We start from the raw sequence: 23111 nt of genomic DNA, 5'->3' as shown, positions 1-23111 counted from the left end.
TTCACGATTTATTTGTTAAGTTGTGCCTTAACGGTCTGGTTGACCAGGCTACCGTCGGCCTTGCCCTTAACTTGCGGCATCACGGCGCCCATGACCTTCCCGAAGTCGCCCATGCCGGTCGCCCCGACCTTGGCAATACTGTCGGTGACGATCTTTGTGATTTCGTCAGCGCTCAATTGCTTAGGCGCGTACTTTTCCACGATGGCGATTTCGGCCTTGACACCGGCGACCAAGTCGTCCCGGTTGCCCTTTTGGAATTCGTCCAGGGATTCCTTGCGTTGCTTGAGTTCCCGGGAAACCACCGTTAATTCCTCGTCGGGGGTCAAGTCGTGGCCCTGCTTGATCTTTTCGTTGGTCAGGGCCGCCTTCATCATCCGGACCACGTTTAAGGTCAATTTATCGTGGGCCTTCATGGCCGTCTTTAAATCCGTGTTCAGTTGGGCTTCTAAACTCATGTTGAATTCCTCCTAAATTAAGTTACTTTATTAGTTTACTACTTATTCCCCAGTCCGTCAGGTTTCGACCCGCGAGACTTGCGTTTTCCCCGTAAACTGAGTACGCTAAAAACGGTTCGGTATCCTTACAAATAGAAAGGACTTACTTGGTATGCACGCAATTGGTTATACGCAACATTTACCGTTAGACGATCCGCACGGCTTGGTGGACTTCGAGTTACCCCAGCCCACCCCGCACGCCCATGACCTGCTGGTTCAGGTCACGGCCGTTTCCGTCAATCCCGTGGACCTGGCCGTCCGGGGCAACCACGACCCCTTAGACCCGCAGCACCCCACCGTGATTGGCTGGGACGCTTACGGGACCGTCGCGGCCGTGGGCAACGCCGTCACGCTGTTTCACCCCGGCGATCTCGTTTTTTACGCCGGATCGTTCAAACGCCCCGGCAGTAACAGCGAGTACCAACTGGTCGACGAACGGCTCGTGGGGCACGCTCCCACCAAGTTGACGCCGGCGCAGAGTGCGGCCATGCCCCTTACCTCATTGACCGCTTGGGAGGCGCTGTTTGAACAACTGGGCATCGACCCGCACGCCGACAACCACGGCCAAACGTTATTGGTGATCAACGGGGCCGGGGGCGTCGGCTCCGTGGCCACCCAGCTGGCTCATTGGGCGGGGCTGACCGTTATCGCCACGGCGTCCCGGCCGGAAACCAGCGCGTGGACCCAAGACCACGGTAGCGACGCCGTGGTCAACCACCGTGAGGACCTGGTGCCCCAGGTTCGGGAATTGGGCCACCAATACGTCGACTACGTCTTAGAACTCAGTAACCTCAACCAGCATTGGGACGAAATCGTCGACCTGATCAAACCCAGCGGCCATATCGTGTCGATCACGGGCAGCGACACCCCCATCGACTTACGGGCGTTAAAGGACAAGCGGGCCACGTTTGCCTGGGAGTGGATGTACACCAAATCGTACTTCGAGACGCCGGACATGATCAGTCAACACCAGATTCTCGAGGAGATCCGGCAACTGCTCGACGACGGGACGTTACGGTCCACCCTGACCCAAACCATTCAACCCATTAACGCCGAAAACCTGATGGCCGCGCATAAGTTAGTCGGCAGTCATCACATGATGGGCAAGGTCGTTTTACAAAAATAGCGTACAAAAAAATCCCTGATGCCTAAACATCAGAGATTTTTTATTAGAAACGACGCTTCTTAGCTTTACGCTTACGCGCTGCTTCTGACTTTAACTTTTTCTTCACACTTGGTTTTTCGTAAAATTCACGTTTCCGGTATTCTTGTAAAGTACCGTTACGGGAAACCGTACGTTTGAAGCGCCGAAGAGCGTCGTCAAAAGACTCGTTTTTGCGAACGACTGTCTTTGCCATTTGAAATTCCCTCCCTCCGAGCACAAGTAATGACGCCGGTTGGAATCTTCCTACCAGCGTTACGGTTCTTAACCATTATACATAAACACCCAAACGGCGTCAATAATGCTTTTAAATAAAATTTGAACCGTTTTCCGGCAGGGAGTAAACTAAAGAAAAACCGTAGAGGAGCTAAGCCGATGTCACCGATCACAATTTTTGTCATTTCCGATTCCTCCGGCGAAACCGCGTTAACCGTGGCCCAGACCGCCGTGTCGCAGTTCCCGTCCGTTCACGTCAGTTACCAACGCTTCCCGTTCATCCAGACCGATTCCATTTTAGAGGGGATCTTAAACCTGGCCAAGAAGCAAAAAGCCATGTTGTTTCACACGTTAGTTAATCCGCAGCTCAGTCAGCACGTTCGGGAATTTGCTCAAAAAAATAATTTACAGCACTTTGATTGCATCCAACCCGCCATGCGCGTGATGGAATCCGCTACCGGTCTCAAACCAGAAGGGGTTCCCGGGCTGGTCCACAACCTGACCGACACCTACTTCGACCGTATCGCCGCCATGGAATTTGCCGTGGCCTACGACGATGGTAAGGACCCCACCGGCCTGCTCAAGGCCGACATCGTGATCCTGGGGGTCTCCCGGACCTCCAAGACACCGCTGTCCCTTTTCTTAGCCAACCGGAATCTACGGGTGGCTAACCTGCCCCTCTCACCCAAGACCCAGTTGCCCGACCAGCTCTGGCAGGTCGACCCCAAGCGCATTTTCGGTCTGACCAACCGACCCGAGATTCTGCGTAAGATTCGTCAGGAACGCATGATCTCCTACGGCTTACCCGCCGACAGTGCCTACTCGGATACCCGTAAGATTCAAGAGGAACTGGACTACGCCCAAAAGATCTACAAGAAAATTGGCTGCTTGGTCATCGACGTTTCCAACAAGTCCATCGAAGAAACGGCAACCTTGATCATGGAGAGCGTGGATTACGATTTGATTCCGCATCCCCTGGAAGATTAAAATCTAAACTTAACGGCCCCACCGGAATTTTTCTGGTGGGGCCGTTTTTATTTTTTTAGTCGGCGCAGGCGGAAAGTCACCCGTGGTTTTAGCGCGTTAAGTACGCATCGACCGGCTGGCCCGCCAACGCATCGGCCGTCAAGTCGGGATTAAATTGCTGATGTTGGAGCATGGCGACCTCGTAGCCGTGTGGGTCGGCGCCGGTCTTGCGGTCGGGACCGACCGGCGGCGTCTCCATGATCTTCGGTACGGCCGTCAGCAGCGGGTGATGGGCCACCGCGTTGAGGGCGTCAAAGCCCAGGGTCCCGAACCCGATGTTGGTGTGCCGGTCCTTGTGACTGCCTTGGGGATTCTTAGAATCGTTCAAGTGCACCACCTTAAGCCGGTCGAGCCCAATGACCTGCTCGAATTCCCGCAACACCCCGTCGAAGTCGTCGGCGATGGCGTAACCGGCATCACTGGTATGACAGGTGTCAAAGCAGACCGACAGACGGTCGTTGTGCGCCGTTTGCGCCATGATACTGGCCAGTTCCTCGAAGGTCCGGCCAACTTCGGTGCCCTTGCCCGCCATGGTTTCCAGGGCAATCTGCACGGGCGCATCCGGCGTTGCGGCCAAAATCTGGTCCAGCCCCTTGGCAATCTGGGTAATGGCGGCTGGCGCGCCGGCCCCCACGTGAGCCCCCGGATGCAACACAATCTGGTGAGCCCCGATTGCGGCCGCCCGGGTGACCTCGGCCGTCAAAAACTGCACGGCAAAGTCAAAGTTTTCCGGTTTCTTCGTGTTGCCCAGGTTGACCACGTAGGGCGCGTGAACCACCACGGCGCGCTGGTCGTGAGCGGCCATGAAGGCCTTACCGGCCGCCGCGTTCAATTCTGCGATGGGTTTCCGCCGCGTGTTTTGCGGGGCCCCCGTGTAGACCATGAAGACGTTCTCGCCGTCTTGGGCCGCCTCCTGTGCGGAACCCAGTAACATGGCCTTGCCCTTCATACTGACGTGAGACCCAATCAATAATTCCGTCATTTCGTCTGCTCCTCTCCCGTGATAATCAGCTGCGCGACCTGTTGGCTGGCCGTCCCGGTCTCCCAGTCACAGAACCGCCGGTAAAAGGCGGCTTGTTGTTGGGCGTAAGCCGGGAAATCCCCGGCTTGCGACCAGGCAGTCAGTTGCGCGTAAAACGCCGGGGCATCGGTGACGAGCGGTCCCGGTAAATCCTTGGCCGTGTAGTCGAAGTAAAAGCCCCGAAGCTGGTCGCGGTAGTGCGCCAAGTCGTACGCAAAAAACAACTGGGGTCGCCGCAAGTTGGCAAAATCAAACATCACCGACGAATAGTCCGTGATCAGCAGATCGGTGATGAGATAAATCTCGGCAATGTCGGCCTCGGCCAGAATGGTCACCCGGTCCTCGTAGCCACGAATGTCGATCTGATCTTTCACCAGATAGTGGGGCCGAATCACCAGGTGGGTGTCCGCTGGCACGTGGCGAAAGAACTCGGCTAACTTAAACGGCAGGTCGAATTGGTAGACCCCGGGGCGCACGGCGGTGTCGTCTCGCCAGGTCGGCGCGTAGGTCACCACCGGTCCCGTCACCGCCCCCAGTAGCCGGCGCTTAATGGCGGCCACCTGGGCCGGCTGATTGGCCGTATACAGCACATCGTTACGGGGATAACCAATGGGCAAAAACTTTCCCTGGTAGCCAAACGCCCGGCGAAAAATATCCTGCGAATACTGGTTGGGCGCAATCAGGTAGTCCCAACGATTGGCCGCCGTCACGAAGTCGGCATGGTACTTGGCGGTCGTGGTCCCCTTCATCGCCACGTGGGCGATGTCGGCCCCCAACTTCTTGAGGGGCGTGCCGTGCCAGGTCTGGATGGTCGTGGTGTGCCGGTTAGCGTGCCACCAGTTGGGCAACCGGGAGTTTAAGACCCAAAACTCGGCGCGAGCCATTAATCGGACCCACCGGGGCGTGAAGCGTTTGACCAGCTGAATCTCCGGGTAGGCCTGGTGCAAAGTGGCGTACTCGCTGGGCTTCACGCTAAAGTAGGCCGTCTTTTGGTAACGGGGGTCGGCTTGGACCAACGCCCGGTAGATGGCCGCCGGGTTATCGTTGACGTCCTTACCGTTAAAACTTTCAAATAGCACTTGTCGTCGCTTGATTGGTAAACAAATAAGCCCACCGTTCAACACGATGAGCCCATAGCGAGCAACCAGCTTCAATGACTGGACAAGGCGTTGTCGACTGTTCGTCATTTGAGTTGCTCCTTTCAATTAGATTAAATCCACAAACCGTGACCGGAACTTGTAGTGCAGGTGGGAACCCAGTAACAGGACAAAGAACACGAACGCCCAGAATTCCAGGGTCAACAGTGGGTGTTGCCAGAACCACCCGGTCCCCAGGAAGGATTCCCGAAAACCGTTGACGATGTAGTAGTACGGGTTGAGTTCCAACAAGTGCACGAACGGTGCCGGGAACGACGGGGTCACAAAGTTAAACAGCACGCCGGACACGTAGAACAACATCCGCATCACGGATTGTAACAGAATGTGGTAATCCCGCACCAACACACTGATACACGAATTAAAGATCCCTAACGCCACCAACAAACAGATCATGGCAAAGAAATAGTAGAGCCACTGGAACCAGGCCACCTTAGGGTAGACCCCGTTGAGTAACCCGATAAAGATGGAGAATACCATCATGGTCCAAAACGAACTTAAGTTGCTGACCACTTTAATCGTGGGCAACGCCGAGACCGGAAACTTCATCTTGGCGACCATGTTGACACGCTGGTAGATACTCTTCGAGGCATCTAGCGTCGAGCGGTTCATGAAGAACCACGGTGAAATCCCAATCACCATCCACGGCAGATAACTCACGCCGTTCAACGGTTGACCGTGTTTCAAGCCAACCCCGAACACTAACCAATAAATGGCGATTTGAATCAATGGATACAGGTACTCCCACATCAGCCCTAAATAATGGCTTTGGTAACTCGCTTGATCTTCGTAACGGGAGATCCGGAAAATAATTCCCAGACTTGAGACCTGTTCTTTGAATAAGGTCATGACCTCTTTCAAGGCACTGCACTCCTTTAAATTTTAATCGTTAGTCCCGGTTGTCCCGTGATAACGTGCGACGACCCGTTGTGTGGCCAAGCCGTCGTTAAACGTGTTCCACCGCTGATTGAACTGGGTCAAATCGGTCGACCGGTCGGCCACGATGGCCGCTGCCAAGTCTTGGCTATCCCGTAAGGCACGATCGGGCAGCCAGTCCAAAAAGTCCGCCTGCAACCCGGGTTCTTGTTGATAGGTCGGCAGATCAAACAGGTAGAACAATAAACTGTGTGCGTTGGGCAACAGACTGTAATCGAAGGCGACCGACGAATAGTCCGTCACCAACGTTTCCGTCACCGTCAGCAATTCCGTGGTACTCAGTTGTTGGGCCACCACAACTTGGTCGCCCAACTGACGTTGCAACGCCGTGGCCTGTTCGGCCAAGACGGGGTGGAGCTTGACCACCACGCGCGCAGTCGGGTCGGCCGTTAACGCTTCGGCTAGGCCCTTAGGCGGCGTGAAAGTCACGCCCTCGCGGTAGGTCGGCGCGTATAAGATCACCCGGTGACCGGTCAATGCCGGCGCTAACCGCGCGACCTTGGCCCGCGTTTGGGTCACCCAATCCGCGTTTCGTAACCGATCCGAACGCGGGTACCCTAAGAGTTGCATGCGACTTACGGGAACCCGATAAGCGTGGGCAAACACGTCGCCCATCGCCGGAGCCCCGACCACGTACTCGTCGAAGTGATCGTAGACGGCCTGAAACCGCCGTTGGTCACTGGCCGACCGTTGGGCCGTGGTGGGATCATCCCACCCGAAGGCCTTGATGGCCCCGGCCGCGTGCCAGAGCTGGACGATCCGCATGCCTCGAGGGTGCGCTAAACCGCCCAGAAAGGCGTAGTAGTTGTCGCAATACAGGATCTGTGCGCGCATGATTCGGGGAATCCCGGTTGCCACAAACCGAAGATCATCCCGAAACGGCACGACGTCAATCCCTTGTTGCGCGAGCTGAGCGGCCGCAGCGGCTTGCTGCGGTCGGTAAAATACGGTCAGCCGCTGGGTGGGCCGCAGCGCTTGGGCCACTGCTCGAATGAAGGGCAGATTGTCCCCAAAGCTCATCAGGTACACCACGTCGGTCAAACGCCGATGGCCGCACAGCCGCGACATCAGACGGACTAACCAGAGATAGATTTCTTTCACGTTCATCACCAATCTGTCTTGTTTTTACAGCCCACAACATCGAAAATTATACCACATTCCCCTTCAGAACCCAGAGAAATTTAGGAAGCTTTAAGAAACCTCGAAAAAACAGCGAGCCGTTGCCGGTCTCGCTGTCGCTTCACCACTTGGGTTCGTAGAAGTGCCCCAGCACCTTGACGGTATCGGAGATGCTCACGAAGGCCTTGGGATCGGCCTCGTTCATGGCCACCTCTAAGGCGTCCATTTCGTAGCGCGTGATCACGGTGAACAGAATCGTCTTTTCGTCGTGATGGTACGCGCCCTCGGCCCCGTGGACGATGGTAATGCCCCGACGCATGTGGTTTTGGATACTGTCGATCACGGTCTTGGGCCGGTTGGTGATCACCATGACCTGCATCCGCTGCTGGCGGGTGAACGTCATGTCGATGACCTTAGCGTTCACGAAGAGCCCTAACGCGGAATAAAACGCGTACGGCCACCCGTAAACGAAACCGGCACTGATGACGATCAGGCTGTTGAAGGCCATGTTGATCGACCCCATGCTCCGGCCGGTCTTGCGCCGCACCACGATGCCGATGATGTCTAAGCCCCCGGTCGAGATACTGTTCTTCAACGCAAACCCGGTCCCGTACCCGTTGACCGCGCCCCCAAAGATCGCACAGATGATCGGATCGGTGGTCAAATGCACGGGTTGGATCACCCGGATCATGATCGATGCAAACAATACACAGATAAAGGTAAAGACGGTAAAGGATTTCCCAATTTGCTTCCAGGCCAGGACGAACAGCGGAACGTTGATCAGAAACAGCCCCAGGGCCGTTGTGATTTGAAACGGGGCGTAGCGTCCCGTTAACGTGTTAATCAGCTGTGCCAACCCGGTGGCCCCAGACGAGTAAATGTGTCCGGGCGTCCAGAAGAAGTTCACCGCGATGGACACTAAGACCCCGTAGAAAAAGGCCACGGAAAACTTGGCGGTATAGGTATGCCGTTTAAAAAGCTGCTGCACATCATCCATGATTTAAAAATTGACCTCACTTTTCATTGCTATAGCGCTCGCTTAGTATAGCATTTATCGGCCGCAGCGACCATGGAAATGGCCATCTTTTCGGGAGTTCTAATGATTAGTTTCCTTAGTCCAATGTTGCGCCACGAAAGCAGCCCGCCCGCCGGCTTCCTGTTCCGCCATGCGCCGCGGGTTCTTCTTATAGAACTGTTGGTGGCGCTCTTCGGCCGAATAAAACGGCTGGACGGGTTGAATCTGCGTGACGATGGGCCGGTCAAACTGTTCTCTGGCTTGCAAGGCTTGCTTCGAAGCTTCGGCAATCTTGCGCTGGGTGGCATCGGCCACAAAGATCACCGGCCGGTAATTGTCCCCGCGGTCCTGAAACTGCCCGCCCGCATCGGTAGGGTCGGTCTGTTGCCAGTACAACTCGACTAGCTGCGCGTAACTGACCACCGCCGGGTCGAACCAAATTTTCACGGCCTCGGTATGGCCCGTCGTGTGCGCTTTAACCTGCTCATAGGTCGGGTTCGGCACGGTCCCGCCGGTGTAGCCCGATAAAACCTTCTGAATTCCTGGGTGCTCTTCAAATGGTTGCACCATGCACCAAAAACAGCCACCAGCAAACGTTGCGGTCTCTAAAGTCATCAACATCCCCACTTTCTGGCGCCACGCTTGGCGCCCCGTAATTCTCATTTAATTTTAATTAAACGACTTTTGGCTCGCAACTTCAAGGCCCTTGCATCAAAGAGTGGGCCAAAAGGCGGTTAGCTGGTGAGCATGAACGACGGTTCGTAAGGCGGATAATCCTGGGTTTGGATTAGCTGGTTTACGGGGTTAAGCGGAACCAGCTGCCTTTTGGCGCACGTTTCGACACTAGATATTCGGAGACGAAAAGAGCCTGAGACCCTTGTCCCAGACTCCAAAACACTATTTTATTTGAAAACGCCGCGCCTATTTCTGGGCCGGATCGTCGTCGAGTTCGGTGACCGCTAAGTCCAAGTCGTCCAGTTGCTTTTGGGCAACGGTACTTGGGGCTTGGGTCATCGGTTCCGTGGCCTTCGAGTTCTTCGGGAAGGCGATCACGTCACGAATGTTGTCGCGCTTAGCTAACAAGCGGGCAAACCGGTCGAGCCCGATGGCCAGACCACCGTGAGGCGGGAACCCGTAATCTAAGGCCTTCAACAGGAAGCCAAATTGCTTTTCGGCCCGTTCTGGCGTGAAGCCCAAGGCCTTGAGCATCTTCATCTGTAACTCGCGGGTGTGAATCCGGATGGAGCCGCCCCCGAGTTCCAACCCGTTTAAGATGATGTCGTAACTCTGGGCGTAGGCCTTGTGTGGGTCTTCGCCGTCGTTCAAGTAGTGCGCATCGCCTTCGGCTGGCATGGTGAACGGGTGATGGGCGGGAACCCACCGCTTCAAGTCCACGTCGTAATCGAACAGTGGCCAGTTAACGATCCATAAGAAGGCCCACTTGTTCTGGTCGATCATGTCCTGTTCCTTAGCGATGGCCACCCGCAGGTAACCCAACGTCTGGGCCACTACGCGCTTGGAGTCGGCCGCGAACAGCAACAGGTCGCCGGTCTTGGCGCCAGTGGCCTTGGTGATCTGGTCGAAATAGTCGCCTTCCTTGAAGAACTTGGCGATTGGTCCGCTAAAGCCGTCGTCGGTGACCTTCATCCAGGCTAAGCCCTTAGCCCCGAAGCGTTCGATGTACTTGGCGTACTTGTCGAGGTCCTTACGGCTGTACAGGTCGGCCCCACCTGGTACGGCGATGGCCTTGACTTGCCCGCCGTTCGCCACGGCACCGGAGAAGACCTTGAAGTCGGTATCCTTCATAATCGCCGACAAGTCCTTTAATTCCATACCAAACCGCACGTCTGGTTGGTCGGTCCCGAAACGGGCCATGGAGTCGTCCCAGTCCATGCGAGGGAACGGTAACGGCACGTCGACGTTTAAGGTATCCTTCATGACCTTAGCGATTAAGCCTTCGGTAATGTCTTGGATCTCTTCGGCCGTCAAGAAGGACGTTTCCAAGTCGATCTGGGTGAATTCTGGTTGCCGGTCGCCCCGCAAGTCTTCATCCCGGAAACAACGTGCGATTTGGTAGTACCGGTCGAACCCGGCGCCCATCAGTAACTGCTTGAACAGTTGCGGCGACTGCGGTAACGCGTAGAAGTGGCCGTGGTAGATCCGTGAAGGCACCAGGTAATCGCGGGCCCCTTCCGGCGTAGACTTGGTCAGATCCGGCGTTTCGATATCGACGAAGCCGTTGTTGTCAAAGTAGCTGTGCACGGATTGGATGATCCGGTTACGCAACATGATACCTTGTTGCATTTCTGGCCGGCGTAAGTCGAGGTAGCGGTACTGTAACCGCAGGTCGTCGGAAGCCGTGATCCCATCCTTGATGTCGAACGGTGGCGTCTTAGCCTTGTTCAACAGGTTGATGCCCGTGACCCGGACTTCGACCTTCCCGGTCCGCATGTCGGGGTTGATTTCCTTAGCGACCCGCGCGACGACCTTCCCTTGGATCTCAATGACGTATTCGCTCCGGAGTTGTTCCGCCACAGCCAAGGCGTCTTTGCCGTATTCTTCACTGAAGACTAATTGAACTAGTCCTTCGCGGTCCCGCAGATCAACGAAGATCAAGCCCCCGAGGTTCCGGCGCTTTTGCACCCAACCCTTTAACACGACGGTTTGGTCGAGATATTGTTCGTCGACTAAGCCGGCGTACGTGGTGCGTTTCAAATTCTTTTCCATCTAACTATCCCCTCTTATTTCGTGGTGAACTTTTGGGCCACCACAGCTTGGAAATCTTGATAAATGTCGGCTAACGGGACACTGACTTCTTCTCCCGTTGCCATGGCCTTCAGGTTGGCCGTTTGGTTTGCCAGTTCCTGGTCCCCAATGGTCAACGTGTAGTGGGCGTCTAGGCGGTTAGCCGTCTTGAACTGGGCCTTCGGTTTGCGCCCCAGGTAGTCGCGGTCGGCCGTTAAACCGGCACGGCGGATGGCCTGAACCAGCTTAAGCGTTTCAATTGAGGTGTCGTCCCCGATGCCCACGACGTAAACGTCTAACGGGTGATCGTTCGGCACGGGAACTTGTTCGGCCTGCATCAACAGGACCAACCGTTCCACGCCCATGCCGAAGCCCACACCGGGCATTTCGGGACCGCCGAGTTCTTCGACCAGGCCGTTGTAACGCCCTCCGGCCAAGACCGTGGTGTAGCCTTCACCCAGTGCCGGTGAATCGGCCATGATCTCGAAAATCGTGTGGTTGTAGTAATCCAACCCCCGCACCATGGTGGCATCGACGTCATAATCAATCCCTAAGGCGTCTAAGCTGGCCTTGACCTGGTTAAAGTGGGTCGTGGCGTCGGGCGTCAAGAAGTCGAGAATCGACGGTGCGTTGGCCACGATTTCTTGGTCGTGGGCGTCCTTACTATCTAAGACCCGCAGCGGGTTCTTGTGTAACCGGACCTTGGAATCGTCACTTAATTCGTCAAAGTGCGGTTCCAAAAAGTCGATCAGCGCTTGTCGGTAAGCCGCTCGCGTCTCTTGGTCGCCCAACGTGTTGAGGGCTAACCGCAGGTGCTTTAAGCCTAACTTGCTCAGCAGGTTCATCCCCAGCGCAATGACTTCGACGTCTAATTCGGGCGCATTACTGCCGAAGGCTTCCACCCCGATCTGGTGAAATTCCCGTTGCCGGCCGGATTGGGGCCGTTCGTACCGGAACATCGGGCCCATGTAGTAGACCTTGTACGGCTTTTGCGTTTCCGGACCGTACAACTTGTTTTCGACGAAGGCCCGAACTACTCCGGCCGTGCCTTCTGGCCGCAAGGAGAGGTGCCGATCGCCCTTATCCTTGAAGTCGTACATTTCCTTGGTCACAATATCGGAAGTATCCCCAGATGTGCGGGAGAATACCTCGAAGTTTTCAAACATCGGCGTGCGGATTTCGTCGAACCGGTAACGGGCAAATAAGTCCCGCGCCGTTTGTTCCACGAACTGCCAGGTCTCAGACGTGCCTGGTAAGATGTCCGCCGTGCCTTTAGGTCGTTGGTAGCGCATAAACAGTCTTCCCTTCCTCTACCGCTGCAAAATAAAAAACGCCCCTGTCAAATTGACAAGGGCGCAGGTATGCACGGTACCACCTTTTATTTTTTCTCAGCAGGATAACGTTGCAAACGAATGACGATGACCGCCATTAGCCTCAAAAGTGTCTTCGCCAATACCGAGTTAGCCGCTCCCAGCCACGCGACCTCTCTAAAAACGGGTATTTAGCTACTATTCTTTCTCATCGGCTTCTATATAATAGTCTTCTTTAGAATACTGAATCGCCCCGTAAAAGTCAAGGACTCGCCCGGAAGTTCTCCGGGGTCTACTAACGTGGTATAATTGACCCAATTTGACACAAGGAGTAACGCCCATGCAGCTTAAACCCAAGAACTGGACCGGTCTCGTTGCCGGCCTCATCATCCTGTTGATCGCCGGAAGTCTACTTTGGACCTTCACGCAACGCAATGCCGTTACCGCGACCGTTAGCAATCTGAACTTACGGCAGGGCCCGGGGCTGAATTACACCGCGACCCACAAGGTCAAAAAGAACAGTCGCCTGACCATCTTAGGCGAGAAGGACAACTGGTACCACGTGCGGGACAGTCAAAACCACTTTGGTTGGGTCGCCAGTTGGTTAGTGGACCATCCCGGCAACCTCAAGACGGCGACGAACCTGGCGGAAGCCACCATCGTGCTGGATCCGGGCCACGGGGGCAGCGACTCCGGTGCCCTGTCCATCGATCAGAAACACGACGAAAAGACCTACACCTTAGCGTTAGCCCAGCGCGTAGCCAAGGCGTTACGCGCCAAAGGAACCCACGTGATCATGACCCGATCAACTGATAAGACCGTCAGCCTGGCCGATCGTCCGGCACTCGCCAATGACCACCAGGCCGACGCCTTTATCAGTTTTCACTTTGATTCCTCCCCCACGGACAACCTGGCTTCGGGGGCCACGACCTACTATTACCACCGTAAGTCCTCCTACGCCTTGGCCCAGGCCGTCAACGGGGAGATGAACGACCTGCCCTTGACCAACCGGGGAATTCGTTTCGGTAACTTCGAGGTCATTCGGGACAATAGTCGCCCCGCCTTACTACTCGAAATGGGCTACATCAACACCAAGAAGGATTTCAACGACATTCGTAGCGCCGGGTACCAACAGGCCGTGGCTAACCGGGTGGTCAAGGGCTTATCCCAATATTTTAAGACGCAACATTAACGAAAGAAGCGCGATTTTAATGGCATTATCAACAACTTGGCTGGCGCAGTTACCCATTCCCCCAGTCACGACCGCCACGCCAGTCTCCGGTGGCGATATCAATCAGGCCTACCGTCTAGAAACTGACGAGGGGCCCTACTTCTTATTGGTGCAACCGCAGACCCCGGCCAGTTTTTACAGCCACGAGGTCGCCGGCTTACGGGCCCTCAGTCAGGCCGTCAACGTTCCGGAGGTGTTTGGGACCGGCAACATCGCTGGCGACGCCTACCTGTTATTAGAATTTCTCGCGACCGGTCACGGCAGTCAATATGACCTGGGCCAGGCCGTCGCCCGGGTCCACCGGGTGACCGCACCACAGTTCGGTTTTGACCAGGATAACCTGGTGGCCAAATTACCCAAAAACAACCACTGGCAAAGCGATTGGACCACCTTTTACCTGCAGCAACGACTCGACCCACTGGTCCAGCGCGCCCAACAACACGGTCTCTGGAATGACCAACGGGCGACCGGTTACGCCCGGGTCCGCCAACACATCGTAGCCGAGAACCGCGGCCGCCAGATCACCCCGTCACTATTACACGGCGATCTGTGGGCGGGCAACTACCTGTTCACCGCTGACGGCACCCCGACGCTGATCGACCCGGACACCCTCTACGGGGACCGCGAGTTCGACCTGGCCATGACCACCATCTTCGGTGGGTTTACCCAGGACTTCTACAAGGGCTACAACGCGGCCTATCCGTTAACGGCCGGTTACGCACAGCGCTTGCCCCACTATCAGCTTTATTACCTGTTAGCCCACCTGAACCTTTTCGGGGAGACCTACGGCGGGGCCGTCGACGACCTGCTCGCCCGGGGCTGACCACTTAACCACCCTTAACCCAACTCAGCAAAAACGCGTTGAACGATTGCTCCTAAACCCTAGGAGTACTCGTTCAACGCGTTTTTTGTGATTAATCTTCACTGGTCAACCAGTCTTGTAACTCGGCTAAGCGGGTCACCCGGACTTCCGGTTGACTCTCCTCGACGATCAGGTGTTCCGGGTCGAACAACGCGCCGGCCATCCCCGCTCGGTGGCCCGCCTGGACGTCCAAGTTCCGGTCGCCAATCATGATGGCGGTGTGCGGGTCCACTTGGTACTGCCGACACAGGGCGTTCAGGCTGGCGGGATCCGGTTTACGCGGATAATCGTCCGCGGCCGTTATGGCCCCACTGAAGTAGCCCTTCAGTCCCAGCGCCGCTAACCGGTCTAATGCCCGGGCATCCCGGTGCGTCAAAAGAAAGTTACGGCCACCCGCGCTGGTCACGGTAGCGAGAAGTTCGGCCGCCCCGGCGAAGGCCACCGCCTGATCTAATTTAGGCGCCGCCAACCGTTGGTACCGGTCATTTAAACTGTCGCGGTTCAGCGTGTATTCGGCGCTAAACTGTTGCAGGGCCGTGCCCAAACTGTGTTGGCGCATGGCCTTATAGATGGCCGACTGGTCGATTTCAAAGTCGTTGACGCCCAACTGGGTCAGCGCCGTGGCAAAGGCCGCCACCATCCCCGGGTAGGTGTCGACTAACGTGCCGTCAAAATCCCAAAATAATTGCTGATAACGCATCCCATCGTCCTCCTAAAAAAGAGCCGGGAAACCGATCCCGACTCCTTCGTTTTCTCAATTTAATCGTCGGTATCGAACCAAATCGTGCACGGCCCGTCGTTGATCAGCGCCACGTGCATGTCGGCGCCGAATTCACCGGTCTCCACCGGGATGCCCGTCGCCGCTAGTTTTTGGTTGAACTCCTCATACAATGCCCGCGCGTGAGCGGGATCGCCGGCCGCCACGAAGCTCGGCCGGTTACCCTTCTTGGTGTTGGCGTACAGGGTGAACTGCGACACGGACAAGATACTGCCCCCCACGTCGGCAATGCTCAAGTTCATCTTACCGGCCTCATCGCTAAAGACCCGCAGGTGACTGATCTTGTGGACCAAGTAATCGACCTGTTCACTGGTGTCGCTATCTTCGGCCGCCACCAATAGGCAGTAGCCCTGCGCAATGGCGCCCACGACCCGTTTGTCAATGACGACGCTGGCCTGCTGGACCCGTTGTAACAAAACACGCATATGCGTTAACTTCCTTTCTAGCGGAACGGCCGCTTGACCACGTAAACGTCGGGAATGTTCTTGATGTTGTCCACGATTCGTTGCAGTTCCCAGCGGTTACGAATACCCAGGCTCACCGAAATGATGACCATCTTGTTGTGGTCGACCTTTCCGTTAATGGACGTTAAGTCCTTCGTCGAATTATTAATCGTCCGCAACACGTCGTTCAACAGCCCGTTGCGGTTGTAGCCTTGGACCTCGATATCGGCGTGATAGTTGGTTCGGTCGCCGTGCTCGTCACCCCAGCGCACTGGGACGATCCGTTCGCCACTTTCCTCGGCGTGCCGCACGTTCGGGCAATCTACCCGGTGGACGGACACCCCGCGGCCCTTGGTGATGTAGCCGGTGATCTGGTCACCGGGCACCGGTGCGCAACAGTGGCTCAACCGGACCAGGAGATTGTCGACACCCTCGATGACCACGCCGTCGGGTTGCTTCTTGCGGTCCTTCTTATCGGTGTCGGAATCGTTCTTGATGGATTGGTGTTCCTCCAAGATCTCGCGTTCCTCTTGCCGGCGCCGCTTGTCTTCGGCGGCCTGCCGCACGTCGTCGGTCAAGCGGTTGACCACGCCTTGGGGTTGGAGGTCCCCAAACCCGATGGCCGCCAACAAATCATCGACGTGTTGGTAGTGCAACTTGGCCGTGACCTTGTCGACGTTTTCCTTGGTCATGATGGCCTTCGGGTCGTAACCGGCATCGCGAATCAAGCGCTCCACCATTTCTTGCCCCTGGGTGATGTTTTGTTCCCGGTCGCGAAGCCGGAAGAACTGCTTGATCTTGTTGCGCGCCCGCCGCGTCGAGACCAGCTTTAACCAGTCACGACTCGGGCCGGCCGAACTACTGGACGTCCGGATATCGACGATGTCCCCGTTCTTGATTTCATAGTTCAATGGCACGATTTTCCCGTTGATGGTGGCTCCGGTGGTGTGGTGGCCGACCTCCGTGTGGATGGCGTAGGCCATATCCAACGGCCCAGCCCCCTTAGGCAGTTCGAGGACGTCGCCCTTAGGCGTAAATGCGTAAACGTGGTCGCCAAAAAGTTCCCCCTTGACGCTGTCCATGAAGTCGGCGGCATCGTCGGTGTCTTCTTGCAGTTCAATGATGTGCTTGAAGAGGTTCAATTTTTCACCGGTATTGGTGGCCTGAACCTTGTCCTTGACGCCTTCCTTGTACGCCCAGTGGGCCGCGACCCCGTATTCAGCCACGGCGTGCATTTCCTTGGTCCGAATCTGCACCTCCAACGGCTTGCCCTCGGGACCAATCACCGTGGTGTGCAGGGATTGGTACATGTTGGCTTTCGGCATCGCGATGTAGTCTTTGAACCGCCCGGGCATTGGCTTCCACTGTGAATGAATGGCGCCTAAGACCGCGTAACAGTCCTTAATGGTATCCACGATGACCCGAATGGCCAACAGGTCGTAAATTTGACTAAATTGCTTGTGTTGGTCCTTCATCTTCCGGTAGACCGAGTAGATGTGCTTCGGCCGGCCGTAGATTTCGGGGTGTAGATGCAAGTCCTTGATGGAACTTTGGATGACCTTGATGGCCGCCGCAATGTACTGTTCCCGTTGATCGCGCCGTGAATTCATCAGGTGGACGATCCGGTAATACTGTTGGGGGTTCAAATACCGCAGCGAAATGTCTTCCAGTTCCCACTTGATGGTACTGATCCCCAACCGGTCGGCTAACGGCGCGTAGATTTCCAACGTTTCATTGGCGATGCGCCGTTGCTTGTCCGGCCGTAAGTGCTGTAAGGTCCGCATGTTGTGCAGGCGATCGGCTAACTTCACAATCATGACCCGAATGTCCTTGGACATGGCTAATAAAAGCTTCCGGTGATTTTCCGCTAACTGTTCTTTATTAGATTTGTATTTGATTTTCCCTAACTTAGTGACCCCATCCACGATGAGCGCCACGTCGTCCCCGAACAGTTCTTGGACATCACTTAGCGTCACCCCCGTGTCTTCCACGATATCGTGCAAAAACCCCGCCGAAACGGTTTCGGGATCCATATTGAGGTCGGCCAAAATGCCGGCCACCTGAATCGGGTGCATAATGTAGGGTTCGCCAGATTGCCGCGTTTGATCGCGGTGCGCGACCGTCGCGAAATGACAGGCCTTGACCACCATTTCGACGTGTTGCGCGTTCATATATTTACCGACTCTGGCAATTACTTCTTCAGCCGTCCAGACACGTTCTTTGGTCATATTGGACGCCACCACCCTTAATTTTTAGATTCTGATTGTGTTGTTTGCGTGGTTGCTGTCAAGCCGTACGCCAGATAGGACACACACAGGTAGACTAACGCAAAGTACCGCGTATACGCGGGTAAAAAGCCGTACGCCCCCACTAAGTACAACGCGGGGAGCACTAATAACAGCCACATTGGCCGCGCCTTTAACGCGACCAACCGGCCCACGGCAATGGCGACGCCCCCGTTAATCACTAACAGCAGGCCCCCAAACCGCATGACCGTACTAATATTCAGCAGGGTCGCCAGTGCCGGCAACACGATGCCCATGATCAGCCCCGTGAGCCAGTAGCGCCAACCCATCTTTTCCAAAAATGCCATCCAACCTTCACCTTTACTCTCTTTATGATTGCAACCATTTTAGCATGTTTTCACGGGGATTTCATCTGCTCCGCGCGGGTTACAACTCCCAAAGGGTCGATGCGGCTGCCAAAAAGTACAACGGTGCCGTTTCGGTCCGTAAAATGCGGGGCCCCAACCCCACCAATGTGGCCCCAGCCGCCTGGGCGGTCTGGACCTCGGCCGGACTGATGCCGCCCTCGGGCCCGAAGATGGCCAAAACCGTCTGTCCGGGCGTCATGGCCGTTAATCGCTGTGTTAACGCACTGTGTTCGCCCTGCTTGGCGGATTCCTCGTAGGCCAGTAACGGACAGTCGTTCGAGGTCTTTAAGACCGCCGCTAAGTTAGGCAGGTAACTGACCGTGGGCCGCACTAACCGGTGCGACTGTTCGGCCGCCCCGTTTGCCACCTTAGTCAACCGGGCCAACTTTTTAGCGACCTTGTTGCCCTGCCACTTGGCGACCGACCAATCTCCCGCGTAGAAGATGATCTGATCGACGCCCATTTCGGTGGCCTTCTGGGTGATCCATTCCGCTTTTTCCTGTTTTGGTAAGCCACAGGCAATCACCGTATGGACCGGGAGCTCCACGGCGGGCGTGGCCACGGCCGTGAGTTGCACCGTGGCTTGCCGGTCGGTTACGGCCAGCAGCTGACCGTGAAACAGGTGTGCCGTGTGATCCACGAACTCGGCCGTGTCCCCGACCTGCGCGCGTAACACCGTGACCCAGTGGTGCGTGACGGTTTCCGGCAGGGTCACCGTTTGGCCGTCTTGCCCGGTGACGTCTAAGAAATATCGTTGCATGGCTTATTCGTCCTCCGTGGGCTTGTGGGCAATGACGCCGCGCCAATCCTTCATCTGTAAGACGTTATCGATGATGAAGCCCTGCTTTTCTTGGGCGGCAACCACCGTGTCTAATTTGTCGGCGATGATGCCCGACGTTAGGAAGTGGCCCCCGGGTTGGAGGTTCTCCCAGGCTTGCGGTACCAGCGGCACGATGATTTCCGCTAAAATGTTGGCCACCACTAAATCGACCGGTTGGTGAATCCCGTTCAACAGATCGTTCGGTGCGGCCACCACGTCTTGGGCGATGGGGTTGAGATCCAGGTTGGTCTTCGCCGACCGGACCGCCACGTCGTCGAGGTCAAAAGCCTTGATTTGATCGACCCCCAGATACTTAGCCGCGATGCTCAGGACACCGGAACCGGTCCCCACGTCGTACATGCTCTCGCCACCGCGAACCACCATTTCCAGTTCGGTCAACGATAAGACCGTGGTCGGGTGTGTCCCGGTCCCGAAGGCCATCCCCGGATCCAAACGAATCACGTGTTCGTCGGCCTGTACCGGTTGGTAGTTTTCCCAGCTGGGCGTCACCGTCAGATAGCGGGTGACCCGGACCGGATGGTAGTATTTCTGCCAGGCCGTAGCCCAACTTTCATCAGCGACCGCCTGCGAGGTGACCGTGGCCGGCGACGGGTCCAAGCCGAATTGGCTCAGCCCACTGACCCGCTGCTTAATGGTCGGCAAGATCTCGGGGATAAAGACGGTTTCCGGATAGTAGGCGGTAATCTCCGCCCCACTGGTCCGGTGTGGGATCGTTTTCAGGTCCACGATTTCACCGTATTTGCCCGGCTTCAGGTGTTCGTAATCGGCCGCGTCGTCGATCTTAACGCCGCTGGCCCCCGCCTCTTGTAGGATGTTGCTGACGGCTTCCACCGCTTCGTTGGTGGTAATGACGCTCACTTCTGTCCATTGCATCGTAAAATTTCCTCCTTAAACTGAAAAAAGCCAGCGACAATGTAACGTTGTCGCCGGCTTCCCATTAGCCCTTAAAATTAATGGAACCAACCTTAGACCTTTTCGGTATCGGTCGGATGGTCAGCCTGTTTTTGCTCCCGGCGGGCAAGATGCGTCTCTAAATAATCGAGCATATCCGCTTCATTTTGGAACACCCGGGGATGCTTTTGTTTGTGCAGTCGCAAATCAATCTCGTTAATTCGCTGACGCCCAGTCCACGTATGACCATAGCGAATGATTACCCGATTATTGAGCGAATGACGGCCAAATTTAAAGACGTAGACGCTCTCTGGCGCCATCAATGGCCGAATGTACGACTTTTCATAACGATAATTATGTTGCCGTAAATATTCCTTAGTTCGACTCAGCATGGTAATCACCTCCTAATGACAATCTACTCGGTTTGGTTAACGGTGAGTGCCGTTTCGGTTGTCTAACCGCTTGAAAATGTATCAATTCACTATAATAATAGATTTCACCCTAAAATGCAAGCAATCTGACTAGAGATTCCCCAGTAGCCCCGCTGAAAGCGAGTTTTACCGTTAATTTCAGTTTGTGAAACCACTTACATTATACCACCGTTGGATGAAATTAGGAATCCATAATTACTCAAAATACCGTGACTGCAAGAAACTAAAAATATGACGTGAGCAGCGTCGATGAAACCGGGTCGCTATGAAATTAATCGTAGCGACCCGGTTTAGGCTAAGCTTTTACTTCGCAAGCTGACGACTATTTTCTTTCATTAAGACGTCGGTTCATCGTAGGCTTCCTGGGCCAGTTCGTACACTTCGTCTAGGGCCAGCGCATCGGTCAATTTCATGTCGTGGTAATCCACTTCCTGCTGCCGAATGGCCGTAATGATGGCCACCGGAATCGTAGCGGCTTCCGCAATCTCCTGGTCGGTCAAGGGGCTGCCGATGATGCACAATAGGCGCGCCTCAAAGTCTAAAATATTTTCCAAGTCGTCGTCAATCAGTTCGGGATCAATGGGCCATTTATCCACTGCCATAGTTGGTCACTCCTGTTTTGAAAGGTTACCTTTACTATACGGGAACGTCTCGTGGCTCTCTAGTCTTTTCGTACCTAATCGTTTAGTCATTGCCACGTTAAATGATCGTCGCTTGTCACCGTTCGACCGCCCAATTTCTAAGCACCAATCCCCATCTTCCTTGCGTTTAGGTTGCATTTTCGCGCTAAATCGTTAAGAATTAAGTTATTAATAAGGGAGGTTTCACTTTATGCTCAAAGAATTTAAAGAATTTATCGCCCGGGGTAACGTGATGGACTTAGCCGTCGGGGTTATCGTCGGGGCTGCCTTCACCGCCATCGTGAATTCGCTGGTCAAGAACCTGATCAACCCGCTGTTGGGAATCTTCGTGGGCAGTATCGACTTTTCCAACCTGGTCTTCACGGTCGGTGACGCGCATTTTCGTTACGGGGCCTTCATTAACTCCGTGATCAACTTCCTGATCATCGCCTTCGTGGTATTTTTACTGGTCAAGTTCTTGAACCACTTGTTGCCCGCTCCCAAGGACGACGAGGCGGCCGATGAACCTTCTGCCGAAGAAAAGTACCTCAAGGAAATCGTCGACCTGCTAAAGAAAGACGAGCACTAGTCGACAACACCCCGCACGGCCACTCCCAATCAACGCTATCTATTTCGCGCTAAAATGCTATACTATTGTAGGACTTGGAACTTTACGGGTTTTACCAAAACGCTACATAACTGTTAAAGAGGGAATTCGACCATGAGAGAAGAGAAAGTAACCTTCACCAAAACCGATTGGCAACGGGCCCAAACGGCCGTTTTTAACGAATACGACCGGCTGATCAAGCAATTACACCTCGCCGGGGTGGATGCCGCTATCGCACAAGCGCGCCGTATCGTCATTTACCAAGACCTCCTCGAGGAATGGAAGCATGCTGTCCCAACGTTAATGACCGATCTTAGTGATAATCCGGTCGCCTTAGCGGTCTTTGCCGACATGGACGCCGACGGTCAAAGTCATATTTTGGACCGTTGCGCGAAAAAAATGGAGGCGTGGCCCGACTACATTCCGTCCCCGCTGACCATCTGGCTGGAACTGGAAGAAGACGCCAACCGCGAGGGTTAGTCCCTAGCATATTATTCTTAAAGGGTACTCAGGAGGCTTAATTAATGGATAATTTAATTCAACCTGTCTTAACCAAAGTCCGTCAAATTTCGGCTCGCTGGACCCGGACTTATAGTTTGGAAGGCATCGAGGACGATCAAGCCAAGGATTTTGCCAAACAGTTGGCTCAGGCGGACACCGAAAATCTCGCTACCTACAAAGTCCGCGGGCACGCTCCTCGGTCGTTAACACTAGAAATTCATCGACATTGAAAGGCCACAAAGGGCCGCTGTTCACGCGAACGGCGGCCCTTTTTCTATTCAGATAACAGACTTACTTAACGGTTTGGAAGACTTTTCGGACCAATAGTCAATTAACCCACAGGCTCGGAGATGTTGCAGATAGTCACTCAACTCGACGGAGGTTAGATTGAGCTTCTCGGCCATGTTAACAACGTTTCCCGGATGGGCCGTTAGCTCGATCAACTCGCGCATTAGTCGAATCTCATCGTACTCTAGCTCACCGTGCACCCGTTTTAAGGTTTCAATAAAGTCGTGAATATCCCCATCACGACCTAGAACATACCCCAGCATAGGCTCTCCCCCCTAATCTAAGTTCGCCGTTACATTAGGATCATTATAACGAGCTTAGTTAAGGTGGGCCATGGTTAGACACTCAACCCGTTCGGAGGGTTCAGTCACTCAATTATCTGAAACCATCTGCGTCGAGCAGGATGATAATAACAATTAGGGTTTCCCCCCACATGTGTGGGGAATACGCGTGGATATTCCACAGGAAGCGTTCATGGCCGGAATCACCCCCACACGTGTGGGGAATACGTATGCACACCCGCAGATCACTTCATAGAGGTGGAATCACCCCCACACATGTGGGGAATACTAAAGAAATCCCATCATACCGGCATTTCAAAATTCACAATTCTCGGTTTTACATGAACTTGATCAGAGCAACGCTTTTAAGTACAGTTTACTAAGCTCGCCTAACGCTTGCAAGCTTGAACTCTATCCTGAGCAAATTCAATTTTAACTTGATATAATTTTTGTTATGTTAAATAGATTTCTTATCTGTTTTAAAAA

General features: G+C 54.8%; 26 protein-coding genes. 7 read left to right on the top strand and 19 right to left on the bottom strand.

Annotated features, from left to right (window positions below; translation table 11 throughout):
• Positions 1-8: 8 nt before the first annotated feature.
• Positions 9-455, bottom strand: a complete 447-nt coding sequence (locus tag FD38_RS02370) for a GatB/YqeY domain-containing protein (RefSeq protein WP_057730800.1) — start codon at positions 453-455, stop codon at positions 9-11.
• Between the two features lie 151 nt (positions 456-606).
• On the opposite strand from FD38_RS02370, the gene FD38_RS02365 reads away from it, so the two are divergent.
• Positions 607-1620, top strand: a complete 1014-nt coding sequence (locus tag FD38_RS02365) for a zinc-binding alcohol dehydrogenase family protein (RefSeq protein WP_057730799.1) — start codon at positions 607-609, stop codon at positions 1618-1620.
• A gap of 43 nt (positions 1621-1663) precedes the next feature.
• Here FD38_RS02365 and rpsU read toward each other — a convergent pair whose 3' ends face one another.
• Entirely contained in the window at positions 1664-1852 is a 189-nt protein-coding gene (rpsU, locus tag FD38_RS02360; protein ID WP_057730797.1) for a 30S ribosomal protein S21, read from the bottom strand.
• Positions 1853-2031: 179 nt separating this feature from the next.
• Between rpsU and FD38_RS02355 the strand changes: the two genes are divergently transcribed.
• Positions 2032-2859 carry a pyruvate, water dikinase regulatory protein gene (locus FD38_RS02355; RefSeq protein ID WP_057730796.1) on the top strand — a complete coding sequence of 276 codons (828 nt, stop codon included), beginning with the start codon at positions 2032-2034 and terminating at the stop codon, positions 2857-2859.
• 88 nt (positions 2860-2947) lie between these two features.
• Here the strand turns inward: FD38_RS02355 and FD38_RS02350 are convergent, their stop codons facing one another.
• The 8 genes from FD38_RS02350 to hisS form a co-directional block, all read right to left on the bottom strand.
• On the bottom strand, positions 2948-3880 hold the full coding sequence (locus FD38_RS02350) for a deoxyribonuclease IV (protein WP_057730794.1): 933 nt from the start codon (positions 3878-3880) through the stop codon (positions 2948-2950).
• The gene (locus FD38_RS02345; RefSeq protein WP_057730793.1) at positions 3877-5106 is read right to left on the bottom strand and encodes a CDP-glycerol glycerophosphotransferase family protein; all 1230 of its coding nucleotides are present in this window, start codon (positions 5104-5106) and stop codon (positions 3877-3879) included. Before FD38_RS02345 ends, FD38_RS02350 begins: the two co-directional genes overlap by 4 nt.
• A gap of 18 nt (positions 5107-5124) precedes the next feature.
• A complete protein-coding gene (locus tag FD38_RS02340) occupies positions 5125-5934 on the bottom strand; it encodes an ABC transporter permease (protein WP_057730791.1) in 810 nt (269 codons plus the stop codon).
• Positions 5935-5955: 21 nt separating this feature from the next.
• Positions 5956-7116, bottom strand: a complete 1161-nt coding sequence (locus FD38_RS02335; RefSeq protein WP_057730790.1) for a CDP-glycerol glycerophosphotransferase family protein — start codon at positions 7114-7116, stop codon at positions 5956-5958.
• Between the two features lie 133 nt (positions 7117-7249).
• A complete protein-coding gene (locus FD38_RS02330; RefSeq protein WP_057730788.1) occupies positions 7250-8125 on the bottom strand; it encodes a YitT family protein in 876 nt (291 codons plus the stop codon).
• 99 nt (positions 8126-8224) lie between these two features.
• A complete protein-coding gene (gene msrA, locus FD38_RS02325; protein ID WP_057731044.1) occupies positions 8225-8758 on the bottom strand; it encodes a peptide-methionine (S)-S-oxide reductase MsrA in 534 nt (177 codons plus the stop codon).
• A gap of 306 nt (positions 8759-9064) precedes the next feature.
• Positions 9065-10858, bottom strand: coding sequence for an aspartate--tRNA ligase (gene aspS / locus FD38_RS02320; RefSeq protein WP_057731042.1), 1794 nt, complete (start codon positions 10856-10858; stop codon positions 9065-9067).
• 26 nt (positions 10859-10884) lie between these two features.
• Entirely contained in the window at positions 10885-12180 is a 1296-nt protein-coding gene (hisS, locus tag FD38_RS02315) for a histidine--tRNA ligase (protein ID WP_057730787.1), read from the bottom strand.
• A gap of 358 nt (positions 12181-12538) precedes the next feature.
• Between hisS and FD38_RS02310 the strand changes: the two genes are divergently transcribed.
• Both FD38_RS02310 and FD38_RS02305 read left to right on the top strand, forming a co-directional pair.
• Complete coding sequence (locus tag FD38_RS02310; RefSeq protein ID WP_057730786.1) at positions 12539-13390, top strand: N-acetylmuramoyl-L-alanine amidase family protein; 852 nt, start codon at positions 12539-12541, stop codon at positions 13388-13390.
• 19 nt (positions 13391-13409) lie between these two features.
• Positions 13410-14252, top strand: coding sequence for a fructosamine kinase family protein (locus tag FD38_RS02305; protein WP_057730785.1), 843 nt, complete (start codon positions 13410-13412; stop codon positions 14250-14252).
• Positions 14253-14343: 91 nt separating this feature from the next.
• Here FD38_RS02305 and FD38_RS02300 read toward each other — a convergent pair whose 3' ends face one another.
• From FD38_RS02300 to FD38_RS02265, 8 genes are all read right to left on the bottom strand, one after another.
• Positions 14344-14991 (bottom strand): HAD-IA family hydrolase, encoded by a 648-nt coding sequence (locus FD38_RS02300; protein ID WP_057730784.1) that lies wholly within the window; start codon positions 14989-14991, stop codon positions 14344-14346.
• A gap of 59 nt (positions 14992-15050) precedes the next feature.
• Positions 15051-15494 carry a D-aminoacyl-tRNA deacylase gene (dtd, locus tag FD38_RS02295; RefSeq protein ID WP_057730781.1) on the bottom strand — a complete coding sequence of 148 codons (444 nt, stop codon included), beginning with the start codon at positions 15492-15494 and terminating at the stop codon, positions 15051-15053.
• A 17-nt stretch (positions 15495-15511) separates the two neighbouring features.
• The gene (locus tag FD38_RS02290) at positions 15512-17740 is read right to left on the bottom strand and encodes a RelA/SpoT family protein (protein WP_057730779.1); all 2229 of its coding nucleotides are present in this window, start codon (positions 17738-17740) and stop codon (positions 15512-15514) included.
• 17 nt (positions 17741-17757) lie between these two features.
• Positions 17758-18105 (bottom strand): hypothetical protein, encoded by a 348-nt coding sequence (locus FD38_RS02285; RefSeq protein WP_057730777.1) that lies wholly within the window; start codon positions 18103-18105, stop codon positions 17758-17760.
• A 79-nt stretch (positions 18106-18184) separates the two neighbouring features.
• Positions 18185-18925, bottom strand: a complete 741-nt coding sequence (locus FD38_RS02280; RefSeq protein WP_057730775.1) for an RsmE family RNA methyltransferase — start codon at positions 18923-18925, stop codon at positions 18185-18187.
• Between the two features lie 3 nt (positions 18926-18928).
• Positions 18929-19879 (bottom strand): 50S ribosomal protein L11 methyltransferase, encoded by a 951-nt coding sequence (gene prmA, locus FD38_RS02275; RefSeq protein WP_057730773.1) that lies wholly within the window; start codon positions 19877-19879, stop codon positions 18929-18931.
• 92 nt (positions 19880-19971) lie between these two features.
• The gene (locus tag FD38_RS02270; protein ID WP_087741920.1) at positions 19972-20289 is read right to left on the bottom strand and encodes a hypothetical protein; all 318 of its coding nucleotides are present in this window, start codon (positions 20287-20289) and stop codon (positions 19972-19974) included.
• 374 nt (positions 20290-20663) lie between these two features.
• Entirely contained in the window at positions 20664-20930 is a 267-nt protein-coding gene (locus FD38_RS02265; RefSeq protein WP_057730769.1) for a hypothetical protein, read from the bottom strand.
• A gap of 229 nt (positions 20931-21159) precedes the next feature.
• Between FD38_RS02265 and mscL the strand changes: the two genes are divergently transcribed.
• The 3 genes from mscL to FD38_RS02250 all read left to right on the top strand — a co-directional run bounded on the left by mscL (position 21160) and on the right by FD38_RS02250 (position 22286).
• Positions 21160-21537 carry a large-conductance mechanosensitive channel protein MscL gene (mscL, locus tag FD38_RS02260; RefSeq protein WP_057730767.1) on the top strand — a complete coding sequence of 126 codons (378 nt, stop codon included), beginning with the start codon at positions 21160-21162 and terminating at the stop codon, positions 21535-21537.
• 132 nt (positions 21538-21669) lie between these two features.
• A complete protein-coding gene (locus FD38_RS02255; RefSeq protein WP_057730766.1) occupies positions 21670-22035 on the top strand; it encodes a hypothetical protein in 366 nt (121 codons plus the stop codon).
• A 44-nt stretch (positions 22036-22079) separates the two neighbouring features.
• Positions 22080-22286 carry a hypothetical protein gene (locus FD38_RS02250; RefSeq protein WP_057730764.1) on the top strand — a complete coding sequence of 69 codons (207 nt, stop codon included), beginning with the start codon at positions 22080-22082 and terminating at the stop codon, positions 22284-22286.
• Positions 22287-22334: 48 nt separating this feature from the next.
• Here FD38_RS02250 and FD38_RS02245 read toward each other — a convergent pair whose 3' ends face one another.
• Positions 22335-22607 (bottom strand): hypothetical protein, encoded by a 273-nt coding sequence (locus FD38_RS02245; RefSeq protein WP_057730762.1) that lies wholly within the window; start codon positions 22605-22607, stop codon positions 22335-22337.
• Positions 22608-23111 lie beyond the last annotated feature (504 nt).

This window comes from Levilactobacillus zymae DSM 19395, assembly GCF_001434115.1.
GTDB lineage: Bacteria > Bacillota > Bacilli > Lactobacillales > Lactobacillaceae > Levilactobacillus > Levilactobacillus zymae.
This window is presented reverse-complemented; position numbering and strand designations above follow the sequence as displayed.